Raw genomic sequence first — 25,525 nt, 5'->3', positions numbered from 1 at the left:
CCGGGTTTGGGCCGGGAGGCGACCCGAGCGCGTCATTGCCGGGACTGTGGCACGACGGGCGCGCGACCGGTTTTGGCGGAGCCGCGCGGGGCGAGCGGATCGGGGACGAAGGGATCGGCGAGACGCGCGGCGTGGAGCTTGAGCGCGTGGGCCCAGTGATGGTCGAACGGGGTGCCGGCAAGTCGGTTGCGCAGCGCATGCGCGCTGGAGCGCGACATCCCTGCGGCGCGGGCGGCGCGGGCGATGCTGCCGGTCTCGACGAGCGCGGTGAGGAAGGTGCGTTGCTTGGCGGGGGTCCAGTGGCTGCGCGTTTGCGCGGCGGGGGTGAGTTGGTCAGGCATCGGATCGACTCCGGTTGATCGGAGTCGATTCAGTTGACCTATTTGGTTCGTGTAGGAAAGGGGTTTTCGGTGCGTCCCCTCCCCATCGTCACCCCGGCCTTGTGCCGGGGTCCACTGGGAGGGAGGCGCGGACGGCGCGGCTGGATAGGCCAGCCGTGGGTCTGGGTGTGTGCCGCCGCTGGAGAAGCGCGAGGCGCGAGAGCCTCGGTCCGTTGGGGCGCGCGGAGGAGTGGACCCCGGCACGAGGCCGGGGTGACGATGGGGGTGTGGGGAGCGCATCCATTCCGGCTGGGGTTGATCGCCCCTGGACTTGTGACCCGGTCCGCAGTGCGGCACCCCTCCCCGCGATGTTCGAGAAAACCCCCTGCGTCTACATCCTCGCCAGCGGGTATAATGGCACGCTGTATGTTGGGGTGACGTCCGACCTGCCCGGCCGGATCGTCCAGCATCGCGCGGGGACGTTCGACGGGTTCACCAAACGCTACGGCGTGACGCGGCTGGTCTGGTACGAGGTCGGCGGGACGATGGAGTCCGCGATCGCGCGCGAGAAGCAGGTCAAGCGATACCGGCGCGCGTGGAAGATGAACCTGATCGAGCGGGATAATCCGCGCTGGGACGATCTGGCAGTGGGGCTCGGGTTGCCGCCGCTGGATAAAGGCTGAGGGTTGACCATCCGGCTGGCGAGGATTGCGCTGGAACGCCGGCCCTTACGCTTCTCGTCACCCCGGACTTGTTCGGGGGTCCACCGGGCGGGTGGTGGAAACCGCGCGGTTTGGGCGAGGATTGGGTGCCTGGCTGTGCTTGTCAGCGACTGGTCGGGTCTGTTGCGGATGAAATCGCGGGTAGCGAGCCGCTAGCGGTAGGGGCGTGGGGATGGGTGGACCCCGGCACAAGGCCGGGGTGACAGCTTATGCTTTATCGCCCAATATCAAGCCGCGTCTTCGCAATTCACCGAAGAGCGCGCCGAGCTTATTAGCCAAATCGTCGGCCTTTTCATTGGCGGCTTGTATCTTCGACTCTGTTGCGTCGCTCCAAAACCCATCTGCCTCGAAATCAGGCACCATTGAAAAAAGGCTCGCCTTTGCATTTTTTGGAGCGGCTCCATATGCGACCATCCGAGACAGTTCGCGAGCGGCCAACTTAACGTCGTTCAAATTCTCGCCGAGATCGTCCGCGTTGAATTCAGAGCTAATCTTCGAGAATAGATCGTCAAGATCATACAAGGGTTTGATGTCCCGCTCAAAAAACGACCCACCAAAATCGTGCGTCCTTAAAAATCGGACGAAATCGTCGCTGGCGATGGCGATTAGACGCTTTCCAAGCGCCTCGTCGTGCTGATCGAGGCGCTCGCCATCTGTCCTACTCTGCGCATGTGGAGCGCGTTCAATAAAGAATTCTGCGAAACCCCACGCGGCGAGCGCAGAGGCAAATGCCAACGCTTTTTCGGGGTCTAAGGGAGGAACGGGGTCCCGCCAGAAAAGCACCGCACCCGCGCCCATTGCCGCAAGCCCGAGTCCAATGCGGGTTAGCGCATGCTTCAAGGGTTACCCCTACTCCGCCGCAACCGTCCCATCGAACAACCCGCCCTCGGCGGCATCCTCGTTCGCCGCCGGGACTGCCTTCGCCTTCTGGCGCTTGTCGAAGCTGTCCCACACCTCGTTCCAGTTGCCGCGCGTCGCGCCCTTCGAATATTCGGTCGCGCGGGTTTCGAAGAAGTTGGCGTGCTCGACGCCGTTGAGCAGCGGGGTGAGCCAGGGGAGCGGGTGTTCGTCGATCATGTAGATCGGCTTCAGCCCCAGCTGGTTCAGGCGCCAGTCGGCAATGTAGCGGATATACTTCTTGATCTCCTTGGGCGTCATGCCGGGGACCGGGCCCTGTTCGAAGGCGAGATCGATGAACGCGTCCTCGAGCCGTACGGTCGTCTGGCAGACGTCCATGATATCGTCCTTCACCGCCTTGGTCAGGCAGTCGCGCTCCTTGGTGAAGGCGTGGAACAGGCGGGTGATGCCTTCGCAGTGCAGGCTTTCGTCGCGGACGCTCCACGACACGATCTGGCCCATGCCCTTCATCTTGTTGAAGCGCGGGAAGTTCATCAGCATCGCGAACGACGCGAACAGCTGAAGCCCCTCGGTAAAGCCGCCGAACATCGCCAGCGTCTTGGCGATATCCTCGTCATTCTCCACGCCGAAGCGCTGGAGATAGTCGTGCTTGTCCTTCATCTCGGCATATTCGAGGAACATGCCGTACTCGCTCTCGGGCATGCCGATCGTGTCGAGCAGGTGGCTGTAGGCGGCGATGTGCACCGTCTCCATGTTCGAGAAGGCGGCGAGCATCATCTTGATCTCGGTCGGCTTGAACACGCGGCCATATTTCTCGTGGTAGCAATCCTGCACCTCGACGTCCGCCTGGGTGAAGAAGCGGAAGATCTGCGTCAGCAGGTTGCGCTCGTGATCGGTGAGCTTTTGCGCCCAGTCGCGGCAATCCTCGCCCAGCGGCACCTCTTCGGGGAGCCAGTGGATCTGCTGCTGACGCTTCCAGAAGTCGAACGCCCAGGGGTATTCGAACGGCTTGTAGGTCTTGCGGGCTTCGAGAAGAGGCATGGATCTGGTCCTTGGACGTGAATTAGAGTTGGATGGTTTCGATACCCTCGACCGGGCCGAGCAGGCCGAACGCGAGAGCAGCGAAGAAAACGAAAATGAGCGGGGCAGCGATGGCCTGAAGCCAGCCGAGCAGGCGAACGCGCTCAACCGAAAGGTCGGAGCCTTGAACATCCTGACCGAACAGCTTCATTCCGGCCCACGGATTGCGCGTCATTCGTGCGAAGCGAACCCCGTTGAGAAATACGCCGAGGCACATCAGGCCAGACAGGGCGAGAAAGATGCGTCCGTCTGTCATGCCCCACCCACCATGCTGGCGACCAGCGCGAAGCCGGTGAGGAAGAGGGAGAGCGCGACCAGCATCGTGCCGGCGATGCGCAGCGCGTAGCGCCCCTCGGCCGTGACCGCGCGGCGGGCCAGCAGGGCAAGGCCCGCTGCGCCCGACGCGATGCCGATCCCGGCCTGGATGGCGAGCGCGCGGGTCACTGGTCGATGATCGTCTCGTCGCGGGTGCGGCCGCCGCGGTCGCGCACGATGACGCGTTCCTTGACGATCACCTTCTTGCCGCGATGCGCGCCGACGCCGAACACGCAGATGCCGAGGAAATAGCCGAAATCATACCAGCCGCCATTGTTGGGCACGGCATAGACCGCGATGTCGGGCACGAACAACGACATCACCCAGGCGACCGGGAAGATGAAGCCGTGCCACAGGCCGAACAGGAAGCCGGGCGCGGTCGGCTCGACCGCGGTGCCGACCTGCTCCGCGCAGGCGGCGAGCAGGGCGAGCGGGAGGACGGCGAGGATCGAACGCAGCTTCATGCATATTCTCCTGCATCGAAAGCATCGCGGGGGCGTTGTGCCGGCAAACCCCCAGAAGGAGACTGAACATGGTCGATACCAGCAACATCCGCGAGCATATGGAAGTGATCGGCGCCGACGGCGTCCATGTCGGCACCGTCGACGGCATCGAGGGCGATCGCATCAAGCTGACCAAGAAGGACAGCGGCGCACAGATCGAGGGCGCCGAGGGCAGCCATTCGGGGCATCACCACTATATCTCGACCGGCCTGATCGCCGAGGTCGAGGGTGACAAGGTGCGCCTGTCCGCCAATGCCGACGTCGCGGTGACGTTCGAAGAGGAAGAGTGAGCTTTTTCCCTCTCCCATTGGGAGAGGGAGGGAGCCGCGCAGCGGCGGAAGGGTGAGGGTCGTCATTGCCACGGCGCCCTCACCAGCCCGGCGGTCGCGGCGGCGGCCGTTGAGAGGAAGATGGCGCCACGGATGGCCACGACAACGCTAACGACCGCGAACAAAGCACCGACCCAGTTCGAGACCTGAACCTGCCAGTCCGAAAGCTCGCCCAGCACCGCGATATTGAGGCCGACCACGGCCTTCAGAAGCAAGCCGGCGGCCGCTGGCATGATCAGCAATCCGGCCACGAGCAGGAGCGCGCCAAGTATCAGCTGCTCCTCCCGCGTGCTCCGAAATACTAGATCAATCACCCAACGGCCCTCTTCCACTGTCGTCCGGCGACGGACGCTCCGGCCGCGCCGCTGCGCGGCTCCCTTCCTCTCCCAGCGGGAGAGGGAAACTAGCTCACTGACACGCCAGGCATTCGTCGTAATCGGTGCTCTCGCCCAGATCGAACTTCGGCGCGTCGATCGTGTTGTCGGCCTCGACCCCGCCGGCGAACCCGGCGCGCTGCACCGACTTCGAGCGCAGATAATAGAGCGACTTGATGCCGAGCTCCCATGCGCGGAAGTGGAGCATCAAGAGGTCCCACTTCTCGACATCGGCCGGGATGAACAGGTTCAGCGACTGCGCCTGGTCGATATAGGGCGCGCGGTCGCCGGCGAGTTCGAGCAGCCAGCGCTGGTCGATCTCGAACGACGTCTTGAACACGTCCTTTTCCTCAGGGCTGAGGAAATCGAGATGCTGGACGCTGCCGCCGCGTTCGAGGATCGAGTTCCAGACATTGTCTGAGTTCTTCGACTTTTCGATCAGGATCTTCTCGAGATACGGGTTCTTGACCGAGAAGCTGCCCGACAGCGTCTTGTGCGTGTAGATGTTGGCCGGGATCGGCTCGATGCACGCACTGGTGCCGCCGCAGATGATGCTGATCGACGCGGTCGGCGCGATCGCCATCTTGCAGCTGAAGCGCTCCATCACGCCCATGTCGGCGGCGTCGGGGCACGGGCCGCGCTCGACCGCAAGCTGCATCGACGCCTCGTTCACCTGCGCGTTGATGTGCTTGAAGATCTTGTTGTTCCAGGTCTTGGCCATCGCCCCTTCGAACGGGAGGCCGCGCGCCTGCAGGAAGCTGTGGAAGCCCATCACGCCGAGGCCGACGCTGCGTTCGCGCGCGGCGGAATAGGCGGCCTTTTCCATGCCCGGCTCGGCGCGGTCGATATAGTCCTGCAGGACATTGTCGAGGAAGCGCATCACGTCCTCGATAAAGCCCTTCTCGTTCTTCCACTGGTCCCAGGTTTCGAGGTTGAGCGAGGACAGGCAGCACACCGCGGTGCGATCGTTGCCGAGATGGTCCTTGCCGGTCGGCAGCGTGATCTCGCTGCACAAGTTCGAGGTCGAGACCTTGAGGCCCAGGTCGCGGTGATGCTTGGGCATGTTGTTGTTCACGTGATCGGCGAACACGATATAGGGCTCGCCGGTCGCGAGCCGGGTCTCGACCAGCTTCTGGAACAGCGCGCGGGCGTTGACCGAGCCGCGGACGCTACCGTCCTTGGGCGACTTGAGCTCCCATTCGGCGCCCTCGCGCACCGCTTCCATGAACGCGTCGGGGATGAGCACGCCGTGGTGGAGGTTGAGCGCCTTGCGGTTGAAGTCGCCCGAGGGCTTGCGGATCTCGAGGAACTCCTCGATCTCCGGGTGCGAGATGTCGAGATAGCAGGCGGCCGAGCCGCGGCGCAGCGACCCCTGCGAAATCGCGAGCGTCAGCGAATCCATCACGCGGACGAACGGAATGATGCCGCTGGTCTTGCCGTTGAGGCCGACCGGTTCGCCGATGCCGCGGACATTGCCCCAATAGGTGCCGATGCCGCCGCCGCGCGAGGCGAGCCAGACATTCTCGTTCCAGGTGTCGACGATGCCGTTGAGGCTGTCGGGCACCGAGTTGAGGAAGCAGCTGATCGGCAGGCCGCGGCCGGTGCCGCCGTTCGACAGCACGGGGGTGGCGGGCATGAACCACAGCTTCGACACATAGTCGTAGATGCGCTGGGCGTGCGCGGCATCGTCGGCATAGGCCGAGGCGACGCGGACGAACAGGTCCTGGAAATTCTCGCCGGGCAGCAGATAGCGGTCCTTGAGCGTCTCCTTGCCGAATTCGGTCAGCAGCGCGTCGCGCGAATGATCGACCTCGACCGGGTAGATGCGCGGCGCGACCGTCTTGGTGTCGAGACGCTTCTTCGCCTTTACCCCCTTGTCGGCGGCGGGCCCGGTCTCTGCGATCGCTTCTGCGGTGTCGGTCACGGTTTCACTCACGCTTGATTCCTGGCTTTCCCTGAAGTCCATCTCGGTAGCCCCCTGTATAACTTCACATACGACTCGGGGGCATGCGCAATCCTAGCATCGCGCGCGATCGGACGTGAGAACAAAAAGTGTCCATCCGCCCGTTCCAAGGTGACGAAACGACACCCCGCGATATAGCATCGCGAGTGGCATTCCACCAGTGCTTGGGCTTGTCCCCCTAAGTGACCACTAGAGATTGTGCCAAACCGGCCCGGGAGGCAAGAGCGTAAATGACAGTTAAGAGACTCAACTCGTCGCTCATATGACTCGGTTCATGGCGCAGTAACCTTGTCCGACAGCACGCGACGCGCGGACCTTCCTCGCCTTTTTGGAATGCAAGAGAACGCTGCGCGAACAACAGTTTTTTTTCGCCCGACATTCGTCCACAGCTTTCTGGCCGGACGACATGCAGGATATCGCGCATCTGCGCCCGGAGAACCGGATGCAGATGCGCGTAGCCGTCACCGGGATCAGAATCGGCCGGTGAGTTCGATGCCGTAGAAGCGGGGTTCGGCCGGGATATAGGTCGGGATGCCGAATGCGCCGCCGGTATTGCCGGCATCGAGCAGATAGTCCTCGTCCGACAGGTTGCGCCCGAACAGCGCGAGTTCGAAGCGATCGTCGGCAAAGGCAACGCCCGCGCGTGCGTTGAACAGGGTGACGCCCGGCTGGCTGATCGCGGCGCTGTTCGGGATCTCGAAGAAGATCTGCGAGCGATAGGTGACGGTGGGCGTCGCGAAGACGCGCATGCCGCCGATCCGCGCGTCGATGGTGAAGCCGGCCGCCGCCTGCACCTCCGGCTGAAGGCGGAAGCGCGCGCCCGAATAGGCGGGGGTCACCGAATTCCCCTCCGCGATCTTCGCGTCGATATAGGCGCCGTTGGCGAACAGGTTGAGCCACGGCGTGGCCCGCAGGCCGAGTTCCGCCTCGACGCCGAAGTTGCTCGCCTTGCCCGCGCTTTCGGTGCGGGTGGTGCCGTCGGGCTGGATCACGCTCACCTGAAAGCCGTCATACTTCTGGTAATAGACGCCGAGCGTGCCCGAGAGCGGGCCGACGCGGCCCTTGAGCCCGGCTTCGTAGTTCCACACCTTTTCCTCAGCGACACGGTTGAGGTTGGGGGCCGGACCCGCCGGGGTCGATCGCGCCGAAAGCTGGACCACCGGCGAGCGGCGCCCCTTCGATACGGTGGCGTAGAGGTTGATCGCGTCGGTCGCGCGGAACAGCGCGTTGAAGCGCGGCAGCACCGCGGCGAAATTGCCCTCGGCGCGGAAGGTCTGGCCGCCGGTATCGACCTGGCCCGGGATCAGCGACGCCCCGCCGCTCAGCACCGAGCGCGGCACGCGCGCGAAATAGCCCGATTCGCGCGATTCGATCAGGAAGCGGACGCCTGCGGTGAATTCGATCCGGTCGGTCGGCAGAAGGGTGCCGTCGAAGAACATCGAATAGCTCTCGTTCCGCCCCTGATTCTCGAACACCGAGCTGTAGGGCACGGTGGTGAGCAGCCCGCCGGTGGCGATCGAGGTCGCCTGTGCCGCGGTCACGACCCCGGCGGCATTGATGCAGCCGAGCCCCGGGATGATGTTCGCCGCGCACTGGAGGAAGATGCCCTCTTCCGACGAGAAGGGGACGTTCTGGAAGCTGTCCTCGACAAACACATTGAAGCCGAACGATCCGCGGAAGCGGCTGCCGGTATAGGCGAAGCGGGTTTCCTGGCTCGCCTGCCAGCCCTTGGCATATTCGGCGAACTCGAGATACCAGGCGGCCGAGCCGTCGGCGTCGAACACTTCGAGGCTGTCGAATTCGCGATAGCCGTTAACCAGAGTCAGCGTCCAATCGTCGGCGAAGTCGTAGCTGAGCGTCAGATTGGCGTCATAGACCTCGCGGTCGAGCCCGAGCTTGTCCTTGCCCAGCACCTGCGCCGAGACGGGCGAGCCGCCGAGATGCGCGCTGCCGAACGGATTGCCGGGGCCATTCTCCGTCGGGAGCGCGCGCGAGATGAACGGGGTGCCGCTGTTGCGCTGCTGGTCATAGGTGAGGATGAGGTCGGCGCGGAAGGCGTCGCTGGGCTCGAAGCGCAGCGAACCGCGCACGCCGAGCTGGTCCTGCGCATAAAGATCGTCCTGGTTCGGAGCGAGATTCTCGACATAGCCGTCGCGCTTCTTGAGCTCGAACGCGATGCGGCCGGCGAGCACGTCGGACCCGGCATTGACGAAGCCGGCGACGCGCCAGGCATCGAAATTGCCGTAGCTGGCGCTGAGTTCGCCCGAGAAGCCGGCGCGCGGGCGGGCGGAGATCAGGCTGATCGCGCCGATCGTCGATGCGGTGCCGAACAGCGTCGCCTGCGGCCCCTTGATCACCTCGACCCGCTCGAGATCGTAGATCGCCTGGTACGAGCCGCGCGAGCGCGAGATGTCGACGCCGTTATAATAGAGCGAGACGCGCGGCCCCTGCTGCGCCGAGCCCGAGTCCGAGGTGATGCCGCGGATGACGATGCCGGGGTTGTTCGCGCTCTGCTCCTGCACGTTGAGGCCGGGGACGTAATTGGACAGCTCGTCCAGGTCCTGCACGCCGAGCTCGCGCATCCGCTCGCCGCTGTTGGCGCTGATCGTGATCGGCACGTCGACGGCGCGCTGCTCGCTCTTCTGCGCGGTGACGATGATGTCGCTGTCGTCCGCTTCCACCCCGACGCGCGACGCGGGCGCTTCCTGCGCGAGCGCGTTGCCGGACACGGTGGTGAGCAGCGCCGCGAACGCGACGCCGGAAAGGCGCGATGCCATGTTGAGTTCCCCTGGGTGATGTTGGTTTGTGGTGCCGACCCCCTGCGCCCGCTCTGTTGCAGCGCGACGCGATTTCGATGACGAAGCAGCGTGAGTTCGATGACGCTTTGGCGACGGCGGCGTTCGGCACCGCATCGAGTCAGCAAACCGACAGCTAATGGGGCCCATGACCAGGGCCGCACACCGGCACGGAGGAGACCGTTATGCGCCCGTTGATGATCGCCGCCCTTCTCGTCACCGCCCCCGCAGTCGCACAAATCCGCGATCCGGCCGGCAGCAATGCCGGGTGGCCCGCGCCGCGCCCGGCGCTGCCCGGCGTGGCGCGCGACCTGAGGCAGGTCGACCGGTCGATCCGCGACGCGCGCGATGCCGGGCAGCTGTCGCGCCGGGAAGCGCGCGAACTGCGCCGCGAAAGCCGGCGGATCGCCGCGCTGGAGGCGCGCTACGCGCGCGACGGCCTGTCGCAATCGGAACGCGACGGGCTGGCGGCACGGATCGCGGCGCTGCGCAGCGTGGCGGCCGCGCGCCGCAAACCCTGAGGCGCGCGCGCCGCCCCATTGCCGTTCACCCGCCGCGCGCTAGGCTGGCGGTTCAACGGCGAAGGGGCGCATCATGGACATGAATTCGGGTATCAAGCGGCGCGCGATGCTGAAGGGCGCAGTGGCCGGCACGGCGCTGGCGGCGCCGGGTGCGGGCATCGCCGCCGACGGGATGGCGAAGGTCAAGGCGGCGATCGCGGCCAATCACGACGCGGCGGTCGCGCGGCTGCAGGAGTGGATCCGCCTCCCCTCGATCGCGGCCGAGGATCGCGGCTATCCCGAGGGGCCCGAGCATATGCAGCGGCTCGCGCTCGACGCCGGGTTCCAGCATGCCGAGATCATCCCGTCCAAGGGCAAGCCGGGCGTGTTTGCGACGCTCGACGCGGGCGCGAAGAAGACGCTCGGCATCTATTTCATGTACGACGTCAAGCAGTTCGACCCGAGCGAATGGGAGCATCCGCCGCTCGCGGCGAAGCTGGTCGACAAGCCCGGCTTCGGCAAGGTGATCGTCGGGCGCGGCGCGGTGAACCAGAAGGGGCCGCAGGCGACGTTCCTGGCGGCGCTGCATGCGATGAAGGCGGCGGGGCGCACGCTGCCGGTCAATCTGGTGCTGATCGCCGAGGGCGAGGAGGAGATCGCCTCACCCAATTTCCACGAGATCGTGACGGTTCCGAAGGTCGCCGCGGCGCTGAAGAAGACGGTCGGCGTGATCATCCCGACCGGGTGGCAGAGTCCGGCGACGGGCGGGGTGACGCTGGCGCTGGGTGCCAAGGGTGCGGTCGAGTTCGAGCTGACCGTGTCGGGCGAAAAATGGGGGCGCGGGCCCAGGGGCGACATCCATTCGAGCGAGAAGGCGCGCGTCGACAGCCCGCCCTGGCGGCTGGTCGCGGCGCTCTCCACCTTGGTGTCGAAGGACGGCAACACCGTCACGATCGACGGCATCCAGGAACAGGTCGCCCCGCTGACCGCGCGGCAGAAGCAGCTGATCGCGATGACCGCGGCGAACACCAGCGAGGCCGATGCCAAGAAGGCGCTGGGGGTCGAGCGCTGGATTGACGACATGAGCTGGGAGGAGTCGATGATCCGGCTGGCGCAGGTGCCGACGGTCAACATCCAGGGGCTGGTGTCGGGCTATATGGGTCCGGGCGGCAAGACCGTGCTGCCCGGCCGCGCAACCGCCAAGATCGAGATGCGGCTGGTGCCCGACCTGACCAAGGAGGACACGCTGGCGAAGCTGCGCGCGCATCTCGACAAGCGCGGGTTCAGCGATGTCGAGATCAACGTGACCGGCGGCTATGGCCCGACCCAGACCGACGAGGGCAGCGCGCTGATCCGCGCCGAGCTGGCGACGTGCGAGCGGATGGGGGTGAAGGCGACGCTGCACCCGCGGCTGGCGGGAAGCTGGCCGGGGGTGATCTTCACCGGGCCGCCGCTCAACCTGCCCGCCGGGCAGTTCGGCTTCGGCCATGGCAGCGGCGCGCATGCTCCGAACGAATATTTCGTGATCGAGAGCAGCAATCCCAAGGTGTTGGGAATGGACGACGCCGCCTATGGCTTTGTCGACTTCCTGTACCAGGTTGCGGCGACCGGCTGACCGCCATCGATCCCGGCGCAATTGTGGCGCCAGCCTGAACGCCAGATTAAAAATGGCGGTTTTCCGCGGGTTTCAGCGGTTTCGACTTGCCCCTTGTTGGCCACGGCTCGTCGCGTCCCAACACAGGTACGCGCGCAAGCCGGTGGCTTGCCCGGCGCAACCGCTGCGGCGGGGCGGCCGTTCTTGGCGTCAGGTTCATGGCAACATGAGGAGAAACACGATGCGTACCACGATGATCTTTGCGACCGCGATGGCGGTGATGGCGACCCCGGCGATGGCCCGCGACCTCACCCCCGACGAGGTCTTCACCGACAGCAACTCGCACTATCTCGACTACAAGACCGCGATCAGCGAGGCCAAGCGCGAGCTGAAGAGCGACCTGGCGCGCGCCAAGGACGAGAGCGACCGGATCGACGCGATCGCCGAATATGAGGCCGAGCTGGCCGACGCCGACAAGGATTTCCGCAAGGAGATGGCCGATCGCGGCGTGGTGTTGCCCAAGGGCACGGTGGTCGTCGAGGAAGACGTCGCGATGATCCCCAACTGATCGGCCCCGATTACCCACGGCCCGGGCGGAAACGTCCGGGAGGGCGGGAGCGAAGCACGCGCGGACAGCGTAGCGTGAGTCGCTTCCGCCCTTTCGCGATGTCAGCCGCACCAGCCCGCACGCGGGCCGCCGCGATAGGGCCGCGCCAGCCCCTCCGCGATCAGCGTCGCGCCGACGCCGCGCCCGTCGACCGTCACCGTGCGCAGCTTGCGTCCGTAGCGGTCGGTATCGCGATCGATCGGATGGAGGCGGACCGCCCCGCCATTGAGCAGCGCATGCAGCCGCCGCGTCGCCGCCGCGCCGAGTTCGGCTTCGCGTGCGCAGCGGGGCGGATGGGTTTCCGGCGTATCGATATCGGCGATGCGGATACGCTCGCCGCCCATGCGGAAGGTGTCGCCATCGACGACGCAATCGCTACCCCCGCCGCTATGGCAGAAGCCGAAGGCGATCGGTGGCGCAGCGACGGATGGCCCTGCCATGCCGGGCAGCATCGTCCAGGCGAGCCCGCCGACGATCCCCGCCAGCAGCATTCCGGCGAGTTCGTTGCGTCCGAAGCGCCGGCGTGCGCGATGGCGGCCGAGCGGTGCGCGGCGCCGGTCCCACTCGCCCCACATGCGGCGGCTGCGGTGCAGGTCCAGTGGGTGCTTCACGCCGATCGCTCCATCCGACGCGAGGATAGGGAACGGCGCTCACCAAATCCTTACCGGACGGGGCCGCTTTGGCGGGGCCTCCCGCCACAATGGAGCGATCAGGATCTGGGGCCGCGGGCCGCCAGCGCGAGCTTGTACATCGCTTCGCCGATCGATGCGCGCAGGGTAGCGCGGTTGAGGCGGAACGTTTCCCCCTTGGGCAGGCATTTGGCGAGCGCGAGAGCGAGGGCGGAAAGCGCGGCGTCCTCCGCCTTGCTATAGGGTGCGGCGGTGAGCAGCGCGTGGGTGTCCTGCGGCGCCAGGCGCGACACGCAGTCGCCCAGTGCCCGACGGGGGCGATAATCGGCCGGGAGCGTCGCGATGTCGCGGTCGAATTCGGTCGACAGGGTCAAGGGTTCGAGCGCCGCGATCCCGGCAGGCGGGCCGCTGCGACCGAAGTCACGGCGATAGAGCGCAGGATAGAGTGCGGCCCGAATCGCTGCATGCGAATAGCTCAGCTTCACGGTGATCTGATAGTTGCGCATCGAGGCGCGCGCGCATTCTTCACTCATGGCCGCGCGCCCCGCGGCGGTGGTGGTGCCGTCCCCCGGAAATTCGCGCAGCAACTGGTCGATCGCGGCGCGCTTATCCTGCTCGTTCACCAAACAGTCTGTATACTCTTCCGTCTGGCGCGCAGCGTCATGGCGGGGTGCCTTGCGCATGGCGTCTTCGCGCTCGCCAAATGCACCAGCCTGCACCGGCATCAGCAGCGTCGCAATCATAAGGCCAAGCATCCGCGCATCCCCCGTACCGGAATGCTATCCAATCAGTCTGGAAAGGTCATGACCTTTCTGGATCAGGTCGCCACACCCAGCTGCCACAGGACGAAGGCATTCTCCTCCGCCGCCTCGCGCAGGCTTTCCCAGCGACCCGACTTGCCGCCATGGCCGGCGCCCATATTGGTCTTGAGCACCAGCACATTGTCGTCGGTCTTGGTCGCGCGCAGCTTCGCCGCCCATTTGGCGGGCTCCCAATAGGTAACGCGCGGGTCGTTGAGGCCGCCGGAGATGAACAATGGCGGATAGGCCTGAGCGGTGACGTTGTCGTAGGGCGAGTAGCCCCTGATCAGCTCGAACGCCGCCTTGTCGGTGATCGGGTTGCCCCATTCAGGCCATTCGCCCGGCGTGAGCGGCAGGCTGTCGTCGAGCATCGTGTTGAGCACGTCGACGAAGGGCACGTCGGCGACGACCACGGCCCACAGCTCGGGATCGGAATTGACCACCGCGCCCATCAGCTCGCCGCCCGCGCTGCGCCCGGCGATGGCGATGCCGCCCTTGTGGGTATAGCCGCGGTCGACCAGCCCCTTCGCCACATCGACGAAGTCGTTGAAGGTGTTGGCGCGCTTTTCCAGCTTGCCGTCATGATACCATTGCTGGCCGAGATCATCGCCGCCGCGGATATGCGCGATCGCGAAGGCGACGCCGCGGTCGAGGAACGACAACCGCGCAGTCGAGAAGCCGGGCGGGATCGCGTGTCCATAGGCGCCATAGGCGTAGAGATAGAGCTTCCCCGTCCCGTCGCGCGGAAAGTCCTTGGGATAGACGATCGAACAGGGGATGTCGGTGCCGTCGCGCGCGACGATGTGCAGCCGCTCGGTCGCATAGTTGCTGGCGTTATAGCCCGACGGGATGATCTGGACCTTGAGCGTTTCCAGTGCGCCGGTGGCGACATCATAATCGTAGACGGTGCCGGGCGTGACCATCGATTCATAGCCGATGCGCAGCTTCGCCATCGCATATTCGGGATTGTTGCCGAGGCTGGCGACATAGCTCGCTTCGGGGAAGGCGATGCGCTTGCCGGGACCGCCGGCATAATCGTGGAGTTCGATCTGATCGAGGCCCTGTTCGCGCCCCTCGACCACGAAATAGTCGGCGAAGGTGGTGACGCCGGTCATGTAGAAGGTCTCGGACGGGGCGATACGCTCGTGCCATTCGCCCGGCGCGTCGAGGCTGGCGGTGACCAACCGCCAGTTGGTGTGGGTATCGTTGGTGTGGATGAAGAGCGTGCCGTCATGCTCCTCGACATCATATTCGCGGCCGGTCTGGCGCGGGGCGACCAGGATCGGTTCGGCGAGCGGATTGTCGGCGGGGAGCAGGCGCATCTCGCTCGTCACATGATCGCCCGTCGAGATGACGAGCCAGTTGCGCGACTGGGTCTCGCCGACGCCGACGCGATAGCCCTCGTCATCCTCGTGATAGAGCTCGACATCCTGTTCGACCGGCTCGCCGAGCTTGTGCCAGCGGGCGTTGTCGGTGCGCCACTGATCGTTGGCGACGCCGTAGAGAAAGCCCTTCGAGTCCGAGGTCCAGACGAGGTCGGAAAGGACGCCGGGAATGGTGTCGGGGAGCAGGTCGCCGGTGGTGAGATCCTTGACCCGCACCTCGAACCGTTCGGAGCCATTGTCGTCGAAGGCGTAGGCGAGATAGCGGTCGTCGGGGCTGACCGAGAAGCCGCCGAGCACGAAATATTCCTTACCCTCTGCCAGCTTGGGTTCGTCGAGGATCAGTTCGGCGTCACCGCCCGCGACGGGCCTGCGCCACCAGCGGCGATATTCGCCGCCGGTCTCATGATCGGTCCAGTAGAGCCAGGCGCCGTCCTTTTGCGGAACCGTGGCGTCATCCTCCTTGATCCGCCCGCGCATCTCCTGAAACAGCGTTTCGGCGAGCGGCTTGAGCGGCTCCATCACGCCTTCGAAAAAGGCGTTCTCCGCCTCGAGATAGGCGAGGACGTCCTTGTCCTTCACCTCGGGATAGCCGGGATCGCGCAGCCAGTTCCACGGATCCTCGATGGTCACGCCATGGCGCTCGAAGCTGTAGGGACGGGTGGCGGCGACGGGGGGCTTGGCAGAATTGGTCATCTGCGCGACTTAGCGAAGCCGAGGATCTTTTCGAACCCTTTCGCGCATGAGTGCGACTATTTGGTCAAATCGAATTTCGTCCCGATAAAGGCGCTGATGCCGCATTCCTCCTCCAGCTCCAGTCCTTGCGGTGTCCGACCCTTGAACCGGCAAACGAATTTGAGGCCGCTGTTGAGCTTGCCCTCCGCATCGGTGAGCAGGAAAAACGGAGCCTCGATCCCCCAGCGGTTGGTATCGAGAGCGTAGCTGGGCCGGATGCTCGCTGCGAATGGCGGGAGGTACCACATGCGCGGCAGCTGGAAATTGAGGGAGCCTCCAAGCACCAACCCTTCAAGTTCGTAGGGAGCCGCAATATTGACCTTGTCGCACAGGTCGAAAGTGGCTCCCGGCGTTCGCGGATAACAGACCTCCTGATCCTGGGTGGCTTTCACAAAGCTGTACTCGCGTCGCCAGGTCAGCGACCCGGTGAGGCCCCATTTGCCCCCTTTCAGCCAACGCCATTCGATCGGATCGACAAAGCCGGCATACGCCTTCAGCGAATAGGGCTCGGCATGAAGCTCGACCTTGTCCGGAATGGACGAAACCACGACCGTGCCGGTCGCGGGATCCTTGATCGGCAAATAGGTGAAGTCGGTAAAGCCGTAGCGGAAGACCATGCCGCCAAATGTCTCGGCATCCTGCTTATAGCCCCAGAACGGCGCAACGGTCTCGGCCCAGTAGTCCGAGCTACGCGACGCGTCCTTCATCCAGTCGACCAGCGCCGCCCCTTCGCATTTGGCGATGGGATCGGGGTTGCGCACGACTTCGCGGACCTGCGCGTCGGGTTTGTCGGCCTGATTCAACATCGGATCGTGGATGCCGTAAAAGGCGACACACTCGCGACGCGCCTTGGCGATGCCGTCGTAGAGGGTCTTGCCCAACTCGGCGCGCGTTTTCGTCGCCGACCGGCCCCATTCCACGCCAAGCTGGAACCCGACGCCGCTGTCGAATTCAAAGTCGGTCAGGTTGAACAGCGAGGCATCGCCTGACGACCCCGCCGCGCCGAAGCCGCCCAGCGTGAATTTCCAATAGCTCGATCGGAACGTATCCTGGTCGGGGGTGGCCCCTTGTTCCGCGAGGCCGAACCGTCGGATCGTGCGCGCCAGAGTGACGTCGAGGACCCCGTCGCCCTTGTTGCCGGTCAGCTGAAGGCCAAGATCGGTCGTGTTCTTATACTGTTTCGCCTTCGTGAGGCCGAGGCATTCCCCCGTATATTCGTTGAGCCCGGACACCCGCTCCCCCGCACTGTCCATTTCGCGTTTGACCGGTCGGATGACCCAGTCTGCGGTGGAGGGATTGCCGAGCGCGTCGTCGCAGCGATGCCGCGCCACCGGAGCCGCGGCGGTTTGCACGGGCATGCCGGGCGGCGCGGGCCGGGATTCGAGCGCGCGTTGCGCAGCGGCGAGCGCAGCGTCGGCACGCTTCAAGGCCGCCAGCGCCTCGGCACGCGCCAATTCCGCTTCGCGGATCAGCGACCGCAATCGCGACTCGGCGTCCTCGGCACTTGGCACCGCGGTTTCCTGACCGGCCCGCGCCGGCAATGCGGCACAGACAAGGACGCCCGATAAAGCAAGCACATGAACCGATTTCGGCATTGCTTCCCCCTCGTGATGCCGGGAGTTCACGCAACGAACTTCGTTTGATTATCGAAACGAGTCAAGCGTCGACGGTGGCCTAAGGGCCAGGCGATAGAACCGGGTTGGCTGATTCTCTTCCGCATCGCTGGATTCGACCCGACCGTGCCGCCACTTGCGCTTGCCGCGAACGGTGCGGATCGGTCATGGTGTCGCGCAATGGCGGGAGAGCGAATTTGAAGCGGTTGATGCTGGCAGCGACGGGCGTGGCGACCCTTTGGACGGGCGCGGTGGAGGCCAAGCAGCGGTACGCGGCGACGATCACCCGTACCGAGCATGGCATCGCGCACATTACCGCAAAGGACTGGCGCGGGGCGGGCTATGGCGTGGGATACGCCTATGCGCAGGATAACCTCTGCATGATCGCCGAGGAGTTCGCGACCGTGGCGGGCGAGCGATCGCTCCATTTCGGGCCGAAGGAAAGCGCGACGCTGGGGTTCCAGAGCGTCGACAACCTGTCGTCGGACCTGTTCTTTCGCAGCGCGATCGACCTGCCGAAGCTGCGGCGCGGTGCGAAGGCGCAGGGGGCGGCGGCGCTGGCCCTGACCGCGGGCTGGGTCGCGGGGTATAATCGCTATCTCAAGGATCTTGGGCCGGAGAAGGTGCCGGGCGAATGCCGCGGCAAGCCATGGGTGCGGCCGATTACCGGCGACGACATGCTCCGCCTGAACGAGAAGCAGATGCTGCTCGCCAGCTCGCTCAACTTCGCGCCTGCGATCGCCAATGCGGTGCCGCCGGGGGGCGAACCGGCGACGAAGGTGAGCATGGTGATGCCCGATCCGGCACGGTTCGAGGTGGCGAGCAATGGCTGGGCGTTCGGGGGTGATGTGACCGCCAATGGCCGGGGCATGGTGATCGGCAACCCGCATTTCCCCTGGGCCGGGCCGAGCCGCTTCTGGGAAATGCACATCACGATTCCCGGCAAGATGGACACGGCCGGGGTCGGCATCGCGGGATCGCCCTTCCCCACATTGGGCTTCAACAAGGATATCGCCTGGACGCACACGGTGACCGCCGCGCGGCACTTCACGCTGTACCAGCTCGCGCTCGATCCGAACGATCCGACCGCCTATCTGGTCGACGGCAAGCCCGAGAAGATGGTCGCCAAGACGATCCGCGTGCCGATGCCGAACGGGGCAGCGCCGGTCGAGCGGACGCTCTATTCGACGCGCTTCGGCCCGGTGATCGTGATCCCGCAGGCGATGGCGAACTGGACGAAGGGGATGGCGTTCACGCTGCGCGACGCCAATTCGGGCAATCAGCGCGGGATCGGCACCTGGCTGCGCATCGCGACGGCGAAGACCGTCGGCGAGGTGCGCGCGGCGGTGAGCGAGACGCTGGGCATCCCGTGGGTAAACACGATCGTCGCCGACCGGCACGGCGACGCGCTGCACGCCGACGTCACCGCGGTGCCGAACGTGTCGGCAGAGAAGGCCAAGGCCTGCGCGACGCCGCTGTCGCCGGTGGTGGCGCGGGTGGCGACGCTGCTCGACGGGTCGAAATCGGCGTGCGACTGGGAGGTGGCGCCCGGGACGCCGGTGGCGGGGCTGATGCCCGCGACCGATCAGGCGACCTATCTGCGGCGCGACTACGTCGCCAACATGAACGACAGCTATTGGCTGAGCAACGCCGATGCGCCGCACGCGCCGCTCGCCCCGATCCTGGGCGGGGCGGAGGGGCCGGTGTCGCTGCGCACGCGATCGGGCTTTACCGAGACGCGCGCGCTGATCGCCGGGGGCAAGGTCGATCCTGCGCGGGCGAAGGCGATGGCGTTCGGCAACAAGAGCCATGCTGCGCTGCTGGCGCTCAAGCCGCTGCTGGCCCTGTGCGCGGGCAAGGCCGAGGTGGTCGAGGCGTGCGCGGCGCTGGGCAAGTGGGACGGGCGCTACGACCTCGACAGCCGGGGGGCGTATCTGTTCGACCGCTTCTGGATGAAGGCGGGGCGGCTGCCCGGCATCTGGGCGGTGCCGTTCGACGTGAAGGACCCGATCAACACGCCGCGCGATCTGGTGACGGGCGGCGACATGGGAACGAAGCTGGTCGCCGTACTCAAGGCGGCGGCGGACGAGGTCACGAAGGCGGGCATCGCGCTCGACGCGCGCTGGGGCGATGTCCAATATGCGCAGCGCGGCGCGGATCGCATCCCGATCCATGGCGGCGACGGGCAGCTGGGCGTGCTCAACGTCCAGATTTCGGAGCCCGCACCGGTCGGCATCACCCCACGCCACGGATCGAGCTATGTCCAGGTAGTCGGCTTCGACGAGGCGGGGCCGGTCGCTGACACGATCCTGTCCTATTCGCAGTCCCCCGACCCGACCTCGCCTTGGTATGGCGACCAGACGCGGATGTATTCGGCCAAGCAATGGGTCCGCTTCCCCTTCACCCCGGCGCAGATCGAGGCGGCGAAGGTCGGCGAAGCGGTTCGGATCGCCGAATGACCGGGCGGGCGCGCCACGGCTTCGGCCTGGCGCAGCTTTATTGCATATCGATTTAGTGGGAATACATACGGGACAGGAGCCTCCTTAGCTGGAGAATATCGATGTCCATCTTCTCGCCGCATGATGTGCGATCGCCCGTCGTCCTCACCGTCCCCGGGCTCGGCGGGTCCGGGCCGTCCCACTGGCAGACGCTGTGGGAAGTCTCGCGCCCCGACACGCACCGGGTCGAGCTCGGCATGTGGAACACGCCGCACCGCAATGCATGGGTGACCAAGCTCGATCAGGCGATCCGCGCCGCGCAGGGCCCGGTCGTACTGGCCGCGCACAGCCTGGGCTGCCTTGCCGTCGCGTGGTGGGCGGAGCTTGCCGGCCAGCCCTATGGCACGCCGGTCGCGGGCGCGTTGCTGGTCGCGCCCGCCGATGTCGACGGCGGCACGCATGCGGCGCTCAACGCCTTTGCCCCCTCGCCGTCCACACCGCTGCCCTTCCCCTCGATCCTGGTCGCGAGCAGCGACGATCCCTGGGCGCATCTCGACCAGTCGCGCAGCCTGGCCGCGAAGTGGGGCAGCGTGTTCATCGATGCCGGCCCTCAGGGCCACCTCAACGCCGACAGCGAGCTTGGCTGGTGGTCGGAGGGGCAGGCGCTGCTCGACCGGGTACTCGAGGCGGCGAGCGATCGCCATGGCCAGGTGCGACCGATCGAGCGTCACACGCTACTGGCGGTAAACGCCTCGGACGCGGCGCAGCGTCATTATCTGGGTGGAGAATAGAAGACCGTCGCGCCGGTCACTCCGGCGCGACGACGCCGCCCATGCCGAGCCGCTTGCCGCGGGTGATGATCACCTTGTCGCCCAGCTTGGCCTGCGCGAAGACGAGCTTGGCGAAGGGCGTCGGCACGCCGATGCAGCCATGGGTGGCGAGACCCATCTCGACCTCCGACCCGTGGATGGCGACGCCGTCCCAGGTCAGGCGCATCATGTACGGCATCGGCGCGTTGTAGAGGTTCGAGATGTGGTGAACCTTCTTCTGCTTGATCTCGTGCACGCCGAGCGGGGTCGGCTTTTCGTCCATGCCATAGAGGATCGCGGTCGCGCCGATCTCGTAGCCGTCGCGGAACACCGACATAGTCTGCGCCTCGAGATCGACGGTGATGATCAGCGGGCCGTCGGCGGGAACGCCCTGCGTATCCCAGTAATAGGTGCCGAACTTGATCGGGCCGGGGATGTCGAGGATGCGCTTGACCACCATCGCGTCGAGCGCGGGGGCGGCCGGAGGCGGCGCGACCGGGGCCGGGGCCGGCGCCGGTGCCGGTGCCTTCACGGGAGCGGGAGCCGGGGCGGCCGCGGCGGCGGGCTTCACCACGGGCGCGCTGCGGACCGGTTCGGGTGCGGGGATCAGCGCGGCGGCCGCCATCGCCCCGGCGCCCAGTCCCACGACGATCAGGGTCCGCATCATCCATCCGCCCGTGCGCATCAGTCTCCTCCGGTTCATGACCGCCAATGTGGCGATAATGCCCCCGCTGACCACCCCCCGATTTGCCCGCGTATCGCCATGGGACAGGGTGGACGGGCGTTAACCTGCCCCTGATTCCTCCCCTATGAAGCAGCGGAGGAATGCCCCTTTTCAAGCCACGACGGTTGGGCCAACACGGCGGCTTAACGGCGCAGCGTTCGCTCCCCATATCGGGACGAACCGCCCCGGACCCAGTTTTTCGAGGACTGCACCCATGTCGACCCATGCCGCCCGCCTGAAGGCCCTGCGCGACCAGCTCGCGCGCGAATCGCTCGACGGGTTCGTCGTGCCGCTGACCGACGAGCATATGAGCGAATATGTCGGCGGCTATGCCCAGCGGCTCGCCTGGCTGACCGGATTCCAGGGGAGCGCGGGCAGCGCGGTGGTGCTGCCGGAAGCGGCGGCGATCTTCACCGACGGGCGCTACACGATCCAGGTGCGCCAGCAGGTCGACGGCGCGCACTGGGAGTATGTTCCGGTGCCGCAGGTGAGCATCGCCGATTGGCTGCGCGACCATGCGCCGCAGGGCGGGCGGATCGGGTACGACCCGTGGCTGCACACGCGCGGCTGGGTCGAGGAGGCGAAGAAGGCGTTGGCGGAGCGCGGCGCCGAACTGGTCGCGGTGACGCGCAACCCGATCGACGCGGTGTGGGACGACCAGCCCGCGCCGTCCGATGCCAAGCTCGCGGTGCAGGGCGACGATGCGGCGGGACGGACCAGCGCGAGCAAGCGCGCCGAGATCGCCGACTGGCTGGCCGAGCGCAAGGCGGACGCGGTGGTGCTGTCGGCGCTCGATTCGATCGCCTGGACATTCAACGTGCGCGGCGCGGACGTCAGCCACACGCCGGTCGCGCTCGCCTATGCCATCGTCAACGCCGACGGCACCGCCGACCTGTTTGTCGCGAAGGACAAGGTGGGTGACGATGTCGCGCAGCATCTCGGCAATGCGGTGCGGGTGCATGATCGCAGCGCGTTCGCCCCGGCGCTGGGGCAATTCGCCGGCAAGCGCGTCGCCGCCGATCCGGGCGGATCGGTCGCGGCGATCTTCGACGCGCTCGACGCCGGCGGGGCGACGATCCTGGCGACGCGCGATCCGGTGGTGCTGGCCAAGGCGATCAAGAACGACGCAGAGATTTCCGGGCACAAGGCCGCGCAGGCGCGCGACGGCGCGGCGCTCGCCCGCTTCCTGAAATGGGCCGAATCCGAAATGCCCAAGGGCGGGGTAACCGAACTCTCGGCGGCGGACCGGCTGCAGGCATTCCGCGAAGAGACGGGCGTGCTCAAGGATCTGAGCTTCGACACCATCTCCGCGACCGGGCCGAACGGCGCGATCCCGCATTACAAGGTCACCGCGGAGTCGAGCCTGCCCATCGAGACCGGCCAGCTCTATCTGGTCGATTCGGGCGGGCAATATGAAGACGGCACCACCGACGTCACGCGCGTAATCCCGGTGGGCGAGCCGACGCAGGAGATGCGCGACCGATTCACCCGCGTGCTCAAGGGCCATATCGCGATCGCCACCGCGGTGTTTCCCGAGGGCACGACCGGCGGGCAGATCGACGCCTTCGCGCGCCGCCCGCTCTGGGAAGTCGGCTGCGACTATGGTCATGGCACCGGGCATGGCGTCGGATCGTATCTGGCGGTGCATGAGGGGCCGCAGCGCATCGCCGCGCCCAATTATCCGGGGGGCGGCCCGGCCGAACCCTTACGCGCCGGCATGTTCCTGTCCAACGAGCCCGGCTATTACAAGGCGAACGAGTTCGGCATCCGCATCGAAAATCTGGTGCTGGTGACGCAGCAGGACATTCCCGGCGCCGAATCGGTGATGCTTGGGTTCGAGACGCTGACCTTCTGCCCGATCGAGCGCAGCCTGATCGAGCCTGCGCTGCTGACGGAGGAGGAGCGCCGCTGGCTCGACGCCTATCATGCGCGCGTGCTGGAAATCCTCGGCCCGCAGCTCTCGCCCGACGAGCGCGCGTGGCTCGACGCCAAGTGCCGCCCGATCGCTTCGCGTTAGAGGCGTTGCGTTAGACGGCACCGGCCCGCTCAGCGCAGCCGAGCTCCGGTCAAGCCGGGATCTCCGCGCCGTCCCAGGCGAAGCATTTACCGCTGTCGCCTGGCTTGAGAGCGTCGATCACGTCGAGCAGTTGCAGCGCGGCGCGATCGGGCGCGAACAGCTTGCCCGGCGCGACCGTGCCGCGGAACGGTTCGGACAGCTTCGTATCGACCGTGCCAGGGTGCAGCCCGACGACGATCGCGCGGTCGTTGCGGCGGGCGGCGTCGATCGCGAAGTTGCGGATCAGCATGTTGAGCGCCGACTTCGACGCGCGATAGCCGTGCCAGCCGCCGAGGCGGTTATCGGAGATGCTGCCCACGCGCGCCGACAGCGCGGCGAAGACCGGGGTTCCCGTGCGCGGCAGCAGCGGAAGGAAATGCTTGGCGACCAGCGCCGGGCCGATCGTGTTGATCGCGAAGACGCGCGCCAGCCAGTCGGGATCGAGGTCGCGCAGCGCCTTTTCCGGACCGCGCTCGCCTTCCCCCAGGATGCCGGTCGCGACCAGGATCAGCGACGGCGCCGGCCCGGCGGCGACGCGCGCGGCAGCGGCTTCGATGCTCGCCTCGTCGGTCAGGTCGAGATGCGCGTCCCCGGCGAGCGAGCGGCCGAAGCGCCAGACCCGGGCATGGCTGCCCTCTTCGTTGAGCGCGTCGGCAAAGGCGCCACCGATGCCTCCGCTCGCGCCGATGACGACGGCGCTCAACTCTTTGGTGGCCGTCACGCTCCGCGCGCCTGAAGGCTCACAGGTCGAGCTTTTCGTAGTCCGGCGGCGGGTTGATCCCCTCCATCCGCTCGGCAAGCAGCGGGCGGAAGCTCGGGCGGCTCTTCATGCCGACATACCAGCGCTTGGCCTGTTCGTGGCTCTTCCAGTCGATCCCGCCGAGATAATCGGCGACGCTGATCTGCGCGGCAGCGGCAAGGTCGGCGAGGCTCATCGTCGCGCCGCCCAGCCAGGTGCGATGATCGAGCAGGAAATCGATATAGTCGAGATGCGCGACCGCGGCCTTCATCGCCTCGCGCAATGCGCCGCTGTCGGGCGTGGCGCGGTGGACGATGCGCTTGATCATCCGCTCGTTGAGCAGCGGCCCGGTGATGTCGCGAAAGAACTGGTTGTCGAACCAGCTGACGAGGCGGCGGATCTCGGCGCGGTCGGCGGCGGTGCCGTTGAGCAGCGCGGCCTTGCTCACCGTTTCCTCGAAAAACTCGCAGATCGCGACCGAATCGATCAGCACCACGCCGCGATCGTCGGCCATGACGGGGACCTGCCCCGCCGGGTTCATGTCGAGAAATTCGTCACGCCGCGCCCAGGGCGATTCGCGCACTGGGTCATAGCCCACCCCCTTTTCACCGAGGACGAGCCGCACCTTGCGCGAGAAGGGGCACAGCGGGAATTGATAGAGTTGCCACATGTCCTCGCTTTAGGCGCGCGCGATGGCGCGCCGCAAGCGATGTCAGTCGCCGTCGGGCGCGTAATCGTCCGGACCGTCGTAGCGGCCGTCATCATCGGACTCGTCGCCGCGGGAATCGATCGCCGCGGCCAAGGGGGCCAGCGCCGCCTGCAGCCGCGCGGTGGTTTCGGCGATCGCGCCACTGGCCGATGCAACGTTGCCCGCGACCAGCCCGGCGGTACCAACCGCGCGCCGCGTCTCCTGCCGCAGCCGCCGCTCGAAACCGGGGTCGTCGCGCCGCTTGACGTCGCGCAGCGTGTCGCCGGGACGGACGCGCCCGTCGCTATAGGGCGCGATGCTGCCGACGCGGGTGTCGAGAACGATCCCCGCGATCGTCGCGACCGCGGCGACGAGCCCGTCCTGCACGACAGGGTCGTTGAGCGTCTCGGCAACGCGCGCCTCACGCTCCTGCGCCGATACAGGCAGTACCAGGGTCGTGGCGGCGGCAGTGGCGAGCAAGACGGTGCGCATGACGGTATCTCCCGAGTCGCAGGGCTATCCTCCGCCCCTAGATACCGCGCTATGACCCTGTGCTGAATAGCTTTATTCCGCTGCGACCATCTCTACGCCATCGCGGAACGGATGCGGCAGGCTGTCAACAGGTCCGGTCAATCCGCCATGTGACCGCCCCGGCATTATTCGGGTCCCCGACAAGCGGAACGCGATCACCCGCCTGAATCGAGCGCATACAGTCGACCGAGCGTTTAATCGTCAGCCGGGTGCCGCCGTCCAGGCGGAGCGTGATGACTGCTTGGAACGGCTTTGGGTCGCGCGTTGCCTGAACGCCCGGCCCGATGGACACAACCGTTGCCTGTGACCGCTGGACGGGTTGGCCATTCGGCATCGCCAGCCAGAAAACGCCGCCGACCGCGCAGGCGACCGCCGCGAGGATGAGCACCGCCCTGACCTCGCGGAGATCGACCCGGCGCAT

26 protein-coding genes are annotated in these 25,525 nt (G+C 66.3%); 8 read left to right on the top strand and 18 right to left on the bottom strand.

Annotated elements, in window-relative coordinates; all coding sequences use genetic code 11:
* Positions 1-32: 32 nt before the first annotated feature.
* On the bottom strand, positions 33-341 hold the full coding sequence (locus ABS767_RS06195; protein WP_408077484.1) for a LysR family transcriptional regulator: 309 nt from the start codon (positions 339-341) through the stop codon (positions 33-35).
* Between the two features lie 347 nt (positions 342-688).
* Between ABS767_RS06195 and ABS767_RS06190 the strand changes: the two genes are divergently transcribed.
* Complete coding sequence (locus tag ABS767_RS06190) at positions 689-1,003, top strand: GIY-YIG nuclease family protein (RefSeq protein WP_408077483.1); 315 nt, start codon at positions 689-691, stop codon at positions 1,001-1,003.
* Between the two features lie 246 nt (positions 1,004-1,249).
* On the opposite strand, the gene ABS767_RS06185 is transcribed toward ABS767_RS06190, so the two are convergent.
* The 5 genes from ABS767_RS06185 to ABS767_RS06165 are packed head-to-tail and all read right to left on the bottom strand — an operon-like array spanning position 1,250 to position 3,759.
* On the bottom strand, positions 1,250-1,882 hold the full coding sequence (locus tag ABS767_RS06185) for a hypothetical protein (protein ID WP_408077482.1): 633 nt from the start codon (positions 1,880-1,882) through the stop codon (positions 1,250-1,252).
* 9 nt (positions 1,883-1,891) lie between these two features.
* Positions 1,892-2,941 (bottom strand): ribonucleotide-diphosphate reductase subunit beta, encoded by a 1,050-nt coding sequence (locus tag ABS767_RS06180; protein WP_408077481.1) that lies wholly within the window; start codon positions 2,939-2,941, stop codon positions 1,892-1,894.
* Positions 2,942-2,963: 22 nt separating this feature from the next.
* Entirely contained in the window at positions 2,964-3,236 is a 273-nt protein-coding gene (locus ABS767_RS06175) for a hypothetical protein (protein WP_408077480.1), read from the bottom strand.
* Positions 3,233-3,424: a hypothetical protein gene (locus tag ABS767_RS06170; RefSeq protein WP_408077479.1), complete on the bottom strand. Its 192-nt coding sequence runs from the start codon at positions 3,422-3,424 to the stop codon at positions 3,233-3,235. The genes ABS767_RS06175 and ABS767_RS06170 overlap by 4 nt, the downstream gene beginning before the upstream one ends.
* Complete coding sequence (locus ABS767_RS06165; protein ID WP_408077478.1) at positions 3,421-3,759, bottom strand: hypothetical protein; 339 nt, start codon at positions 3,757-3,759, stop codon at positions 3,421-3,423. The genes ABS767_RS06170 and ABS767_RS06165 overlap by 4 nt, the downstream gene beginning before the upstream one ends.
* A 68-nt stretch (positions 3,760-3,827) precedes the next feature.
* Here ABS767_RS06165 and ABS767_RS06160 point away from each other — a divergent pair, with 68 nt between their 5' ends.
* Positions 3,828-4,088, top strand: coding sequence for a DUF2171 domain-containing protein (locus ABS767_RS06160; protein WP_408077477.1), 261 nt, complete (start codon positions 3,828-3,830; stop codon positions 4,086-4,088).
* A gap of 62 nt (positions 4,089-4,150) precedes the next feature.
* On the opposite strand, the gene ABS767_RS06155 is transcribed toward ABS767_RS06160, so the two are convergent.
* From ABS767_RS06155 to ABS767_RS06145, 3 genes are all read right to left on the bottom strand, one after another.
* The gene (locus ABS767_RS06155; RefSeq protein ID WP_408077476.1) at positions 4,151-4,441 is read right to left on the bottom strand and encodes a hypothetical protein; all 291 of its coding nucleotides are present in this window, start codon (positions 4,439-4,441) and stop codon (positions 4,151-4,153) included.
* Positions 4,442-4,535: 94 nt separating this feature from the next.
* Positions 4,536-6,467 carry a ribonucleoside-diphosphate reductase subunit alpha gene (locus ABS767_RS06150; protein WP_408077475.1) on the bottom strand — a complete coding sequence of 644 codons (1,932 nt, stop codon included), beginning with the start codon at positions 6,465-6,467 and terminating at the stop codon, positions 4,536-4,538.
* A gap of 467 nt (positions 6,468-6,934) precedes the next feature.
* Positions 6,935-9,241 (bottom strand): TonB-dependent receptor, encoded by a 2,307-nt coding sequence (locus tag ABS767_RS06145; protein WP_408077474.1) that lies wholly within the window; start codon positions 9,239-9,241, stop codon positions 6,935-6,937.
* Positions 9,242-9,444: 203 nt separating this feature from the next.
* Between ABS767_RS06145 and ABS767_RS06140 the strand changes: the two genes are divergently transcribed.
* The 3 genes from ABS767_RS06140 to ABS767_RS06130 all read left to right on the top strand — a co-directional run bounded on the left by ABS767_RS06140 (position 9,445) and on the right by ABS767_RS06130 (position 11,921).
* Positions 9,445-9,780 carry a hypothetical protein gene (locus ABS767_RS06140; RefSeq protein ID WP_408077473.1) on the top strand — a complete coding sequence of 112 codons (336 nt, stop codon included), beginning with the start codon at positions 9,445-9,447 and terminating at the stop codon, positions 9,778-9,780.
* Between the two features lie 73 nt (positions 9,781-9,853).
* The gene (locus ABS767_RS06135) at positions 9,854-11,374 is read left to right on the top strand and encodes a M20/M25/M40 family metallo-hydrolase (protein ID WP_408077472.1); all 1,521 of its coding nucleotides are present in this window, start codon (positions 9,854-9,856) and stop codon (positions 11,372-11,374) included.
* 220 nt (positions 11,375-11,594) lie between these two features.
* A complete protein-coding gene (locus ABS767_RS06130; RefSeq protein WP_408077471.1) occupies positions 11,595-11,921 on the top strand; it encodes a hypothetical protein in 327 nt (108 codons plus the stop codon).
* Between the two features lie 101 nt (positions 11,922-12,022).
* On the opposite strand, the gene ABS767_RS06125 is transcribed toward ABS767_RS06130, so the two are convergent.
* From ABS767_RS06125 to ABS767_RS06110, 4 genes are all read right to left on the bottom strand, one after another.
* A complete protein-coding gene (locus ABS767_RS06125) occupies positions 12,023-12,571 on the bottom strand; it encodes a thermonuclease family protein (RefSeq protein ID WP_408077470.1) in 549 nt (182 codons plus the stop codon).
* Between the two features lie 98 nt (positions 12,572-12,669).
* Entirely contained in the window at positions 12,670-13,344 is a 675-nt protein-coding gene (locus ABS767_RS06120; protein WP_408077469.1) for a hypothetical protein, read from the bottom strand.
* Between the two features lie 62 nt (positions 13,345-13,406).
* Complete coding sequence (locus tag ABS767_RS06115) at positions 13,407-15,467, bottom strand: S9 family peptidase (RefSeq protein ID WP_408077468.1); 2,061 nt, start codon at positions 15,465-15,467, stop codon at positions 13,407-13,409.
* A 56-nt stretch (positions 15,468-15,523) separates the two neighbouring features.
* Positions 15,524-17,017 carry a hypothetical protein gene (locus ABS767_RS06110; protein ID WP_408077467.1) on the bottom strand — a complete coding sequence of 498 codons (1,494 nt, stop codon included), beginning with the start codon at positions 17,015-17,017 and terminating at the stop codon, positions 15,524-15,526.
* Positions 17,018-17,316: 299 nt separating this feature from the next.
* Between ABS767_RS06110 and ABS767_RS06105 the strand changes: the two genes are divergently transcribed.
* Together ABS767_RS06105 and ABS767_RS06100 are read left to right on the top strand one after the other, a co-directional pair.
* Positions 17,317-19,578 (top strand): penicillin acylase family protein, encoded by a 2,262-nt coding sequence (locus ABS767_RS06105; protein ID WP_408077466.1) that lies wholly within the window; start codon positions 17,317-17,319, stop codon positions 19,576-19,578.
* Between the two features lie 101 nt (positions 19,579-19,679).
* Positions 19,680-20,348 (top strand): RBBP9/YdeN family alpha/beta hydrolase, encoded by a 669-nt coding sequence (locus ABS767_RS06100; protein WP_408077465.1) that lies wholly within the window; start codon positions 19,680-19,682, stop codon positions 20,346-20,348.
* A gap of 16 nt (positions 20,349-20,364) precedes the next feature.
* On the opposite strand, the gene ABS767_RS06095 is transcribed toward ABS767_RS06100, so the two are convergent.
* Positions 20,365-21,051 (bottom strand): L,D-transpeptidase family protein, encoded by a 687-nt coding sequence (locus ABS767_RS06095; RefSeq protein ID WP_408077464.1) that lies wholly within the window; start codon positions 21,049-21,051, stop codon positions 20,365-20,367.
* 253 nt (positions 21,052-21,304) lie between these two features.
* Between ABS767_RS06095 and ABS767_RS06090 the strand changes: the two genes are divergently transcribed.
* Positions 21,305-23,107: an aminopeptidase P family protein gene (locus ABS767_RS06090; protein WP_408077463.1), complete on the top strand. Its 1,803-nt coding sequence runs from the start codon at positions 21,305-21,307 to the stop codon at positions 23,105-23,107.
* Between the two features lie 49 nt (positions 23,108-23,156).
* Here ABS767_RS06090 and ABS767_RS06085 read toward each other — a convergent pair whose 3' ends face one another.
* From ABS767_RS06085 to ABS767_RS06070, 4 genes are all read right to left on the bottom strand, one after another.
* Positions 23,157-23,867 carry an SDR family NAD(P)-dependent oxidoreductase gene (locus ABS767_RS06085; protein WP_408077462.1) on the bottom strand — a complete coding sequence of 237 codons (711 nt, stop codon included), beginning with the start codon at positions 23,865-23,867 and terminating at the stop codon, positions 23,157-23,159.
* A 19-nt stretch (positions 23,868-23,886) separates the two neighbouring features.
* Positions 23,887-24,555 carry a glutathione S-transferase family protein gene (locus ABS767_RS06080; RefSeq protein WP_408077461.1) on the bottom strand — a complete coding sequence of 223 codons (669 nt, stop codon included), beginning with the start codon at positions 24,553-24,555 and terminating at the stop codon, positions 23,887-23,889.
* A 42-nt stretch (positions 24,556-24,597) separates the two neighbouring features.
* Complete coding sequence (locus ABS767_RS06075) at positions 24,598-25,065, bottom strand: hypothetical protein (RefSeq protein ID WP_408077460.1); 468 nt, start codon at positions 25,063-25,065, stop codon at positions 24,598-24,600.
* A gap of 124 nt (positions 25,066-25,189) precedes the next feature.
* The gene (locus ABS767_RS06070) at positions 25,190-25,525 is read right to left on the bottom strand and encodes a hypothetical protein (RefSeq protein WP_408077459.1); all 336 of its coding nucleotides are present in this window, start codon (positions 25,523-25,525) and stop codon (positions 25,190-25,192) included.

It is taken from the genome of Sphingomonas plantiphila (assembly GCF_046000505.1).
GTDB classification, from domain to species: Bacteria; Pseudomonadota; Alphaproteobacteria; order Sphingomonadales; family Sphingomonadaceae; genus Sphingomonas; species Sphingomonas plantiphila.
Note: the sequence above shows the minus strand (reverse complement) of the source record. Positions and strands in the feature narration are given on the sequence as shown.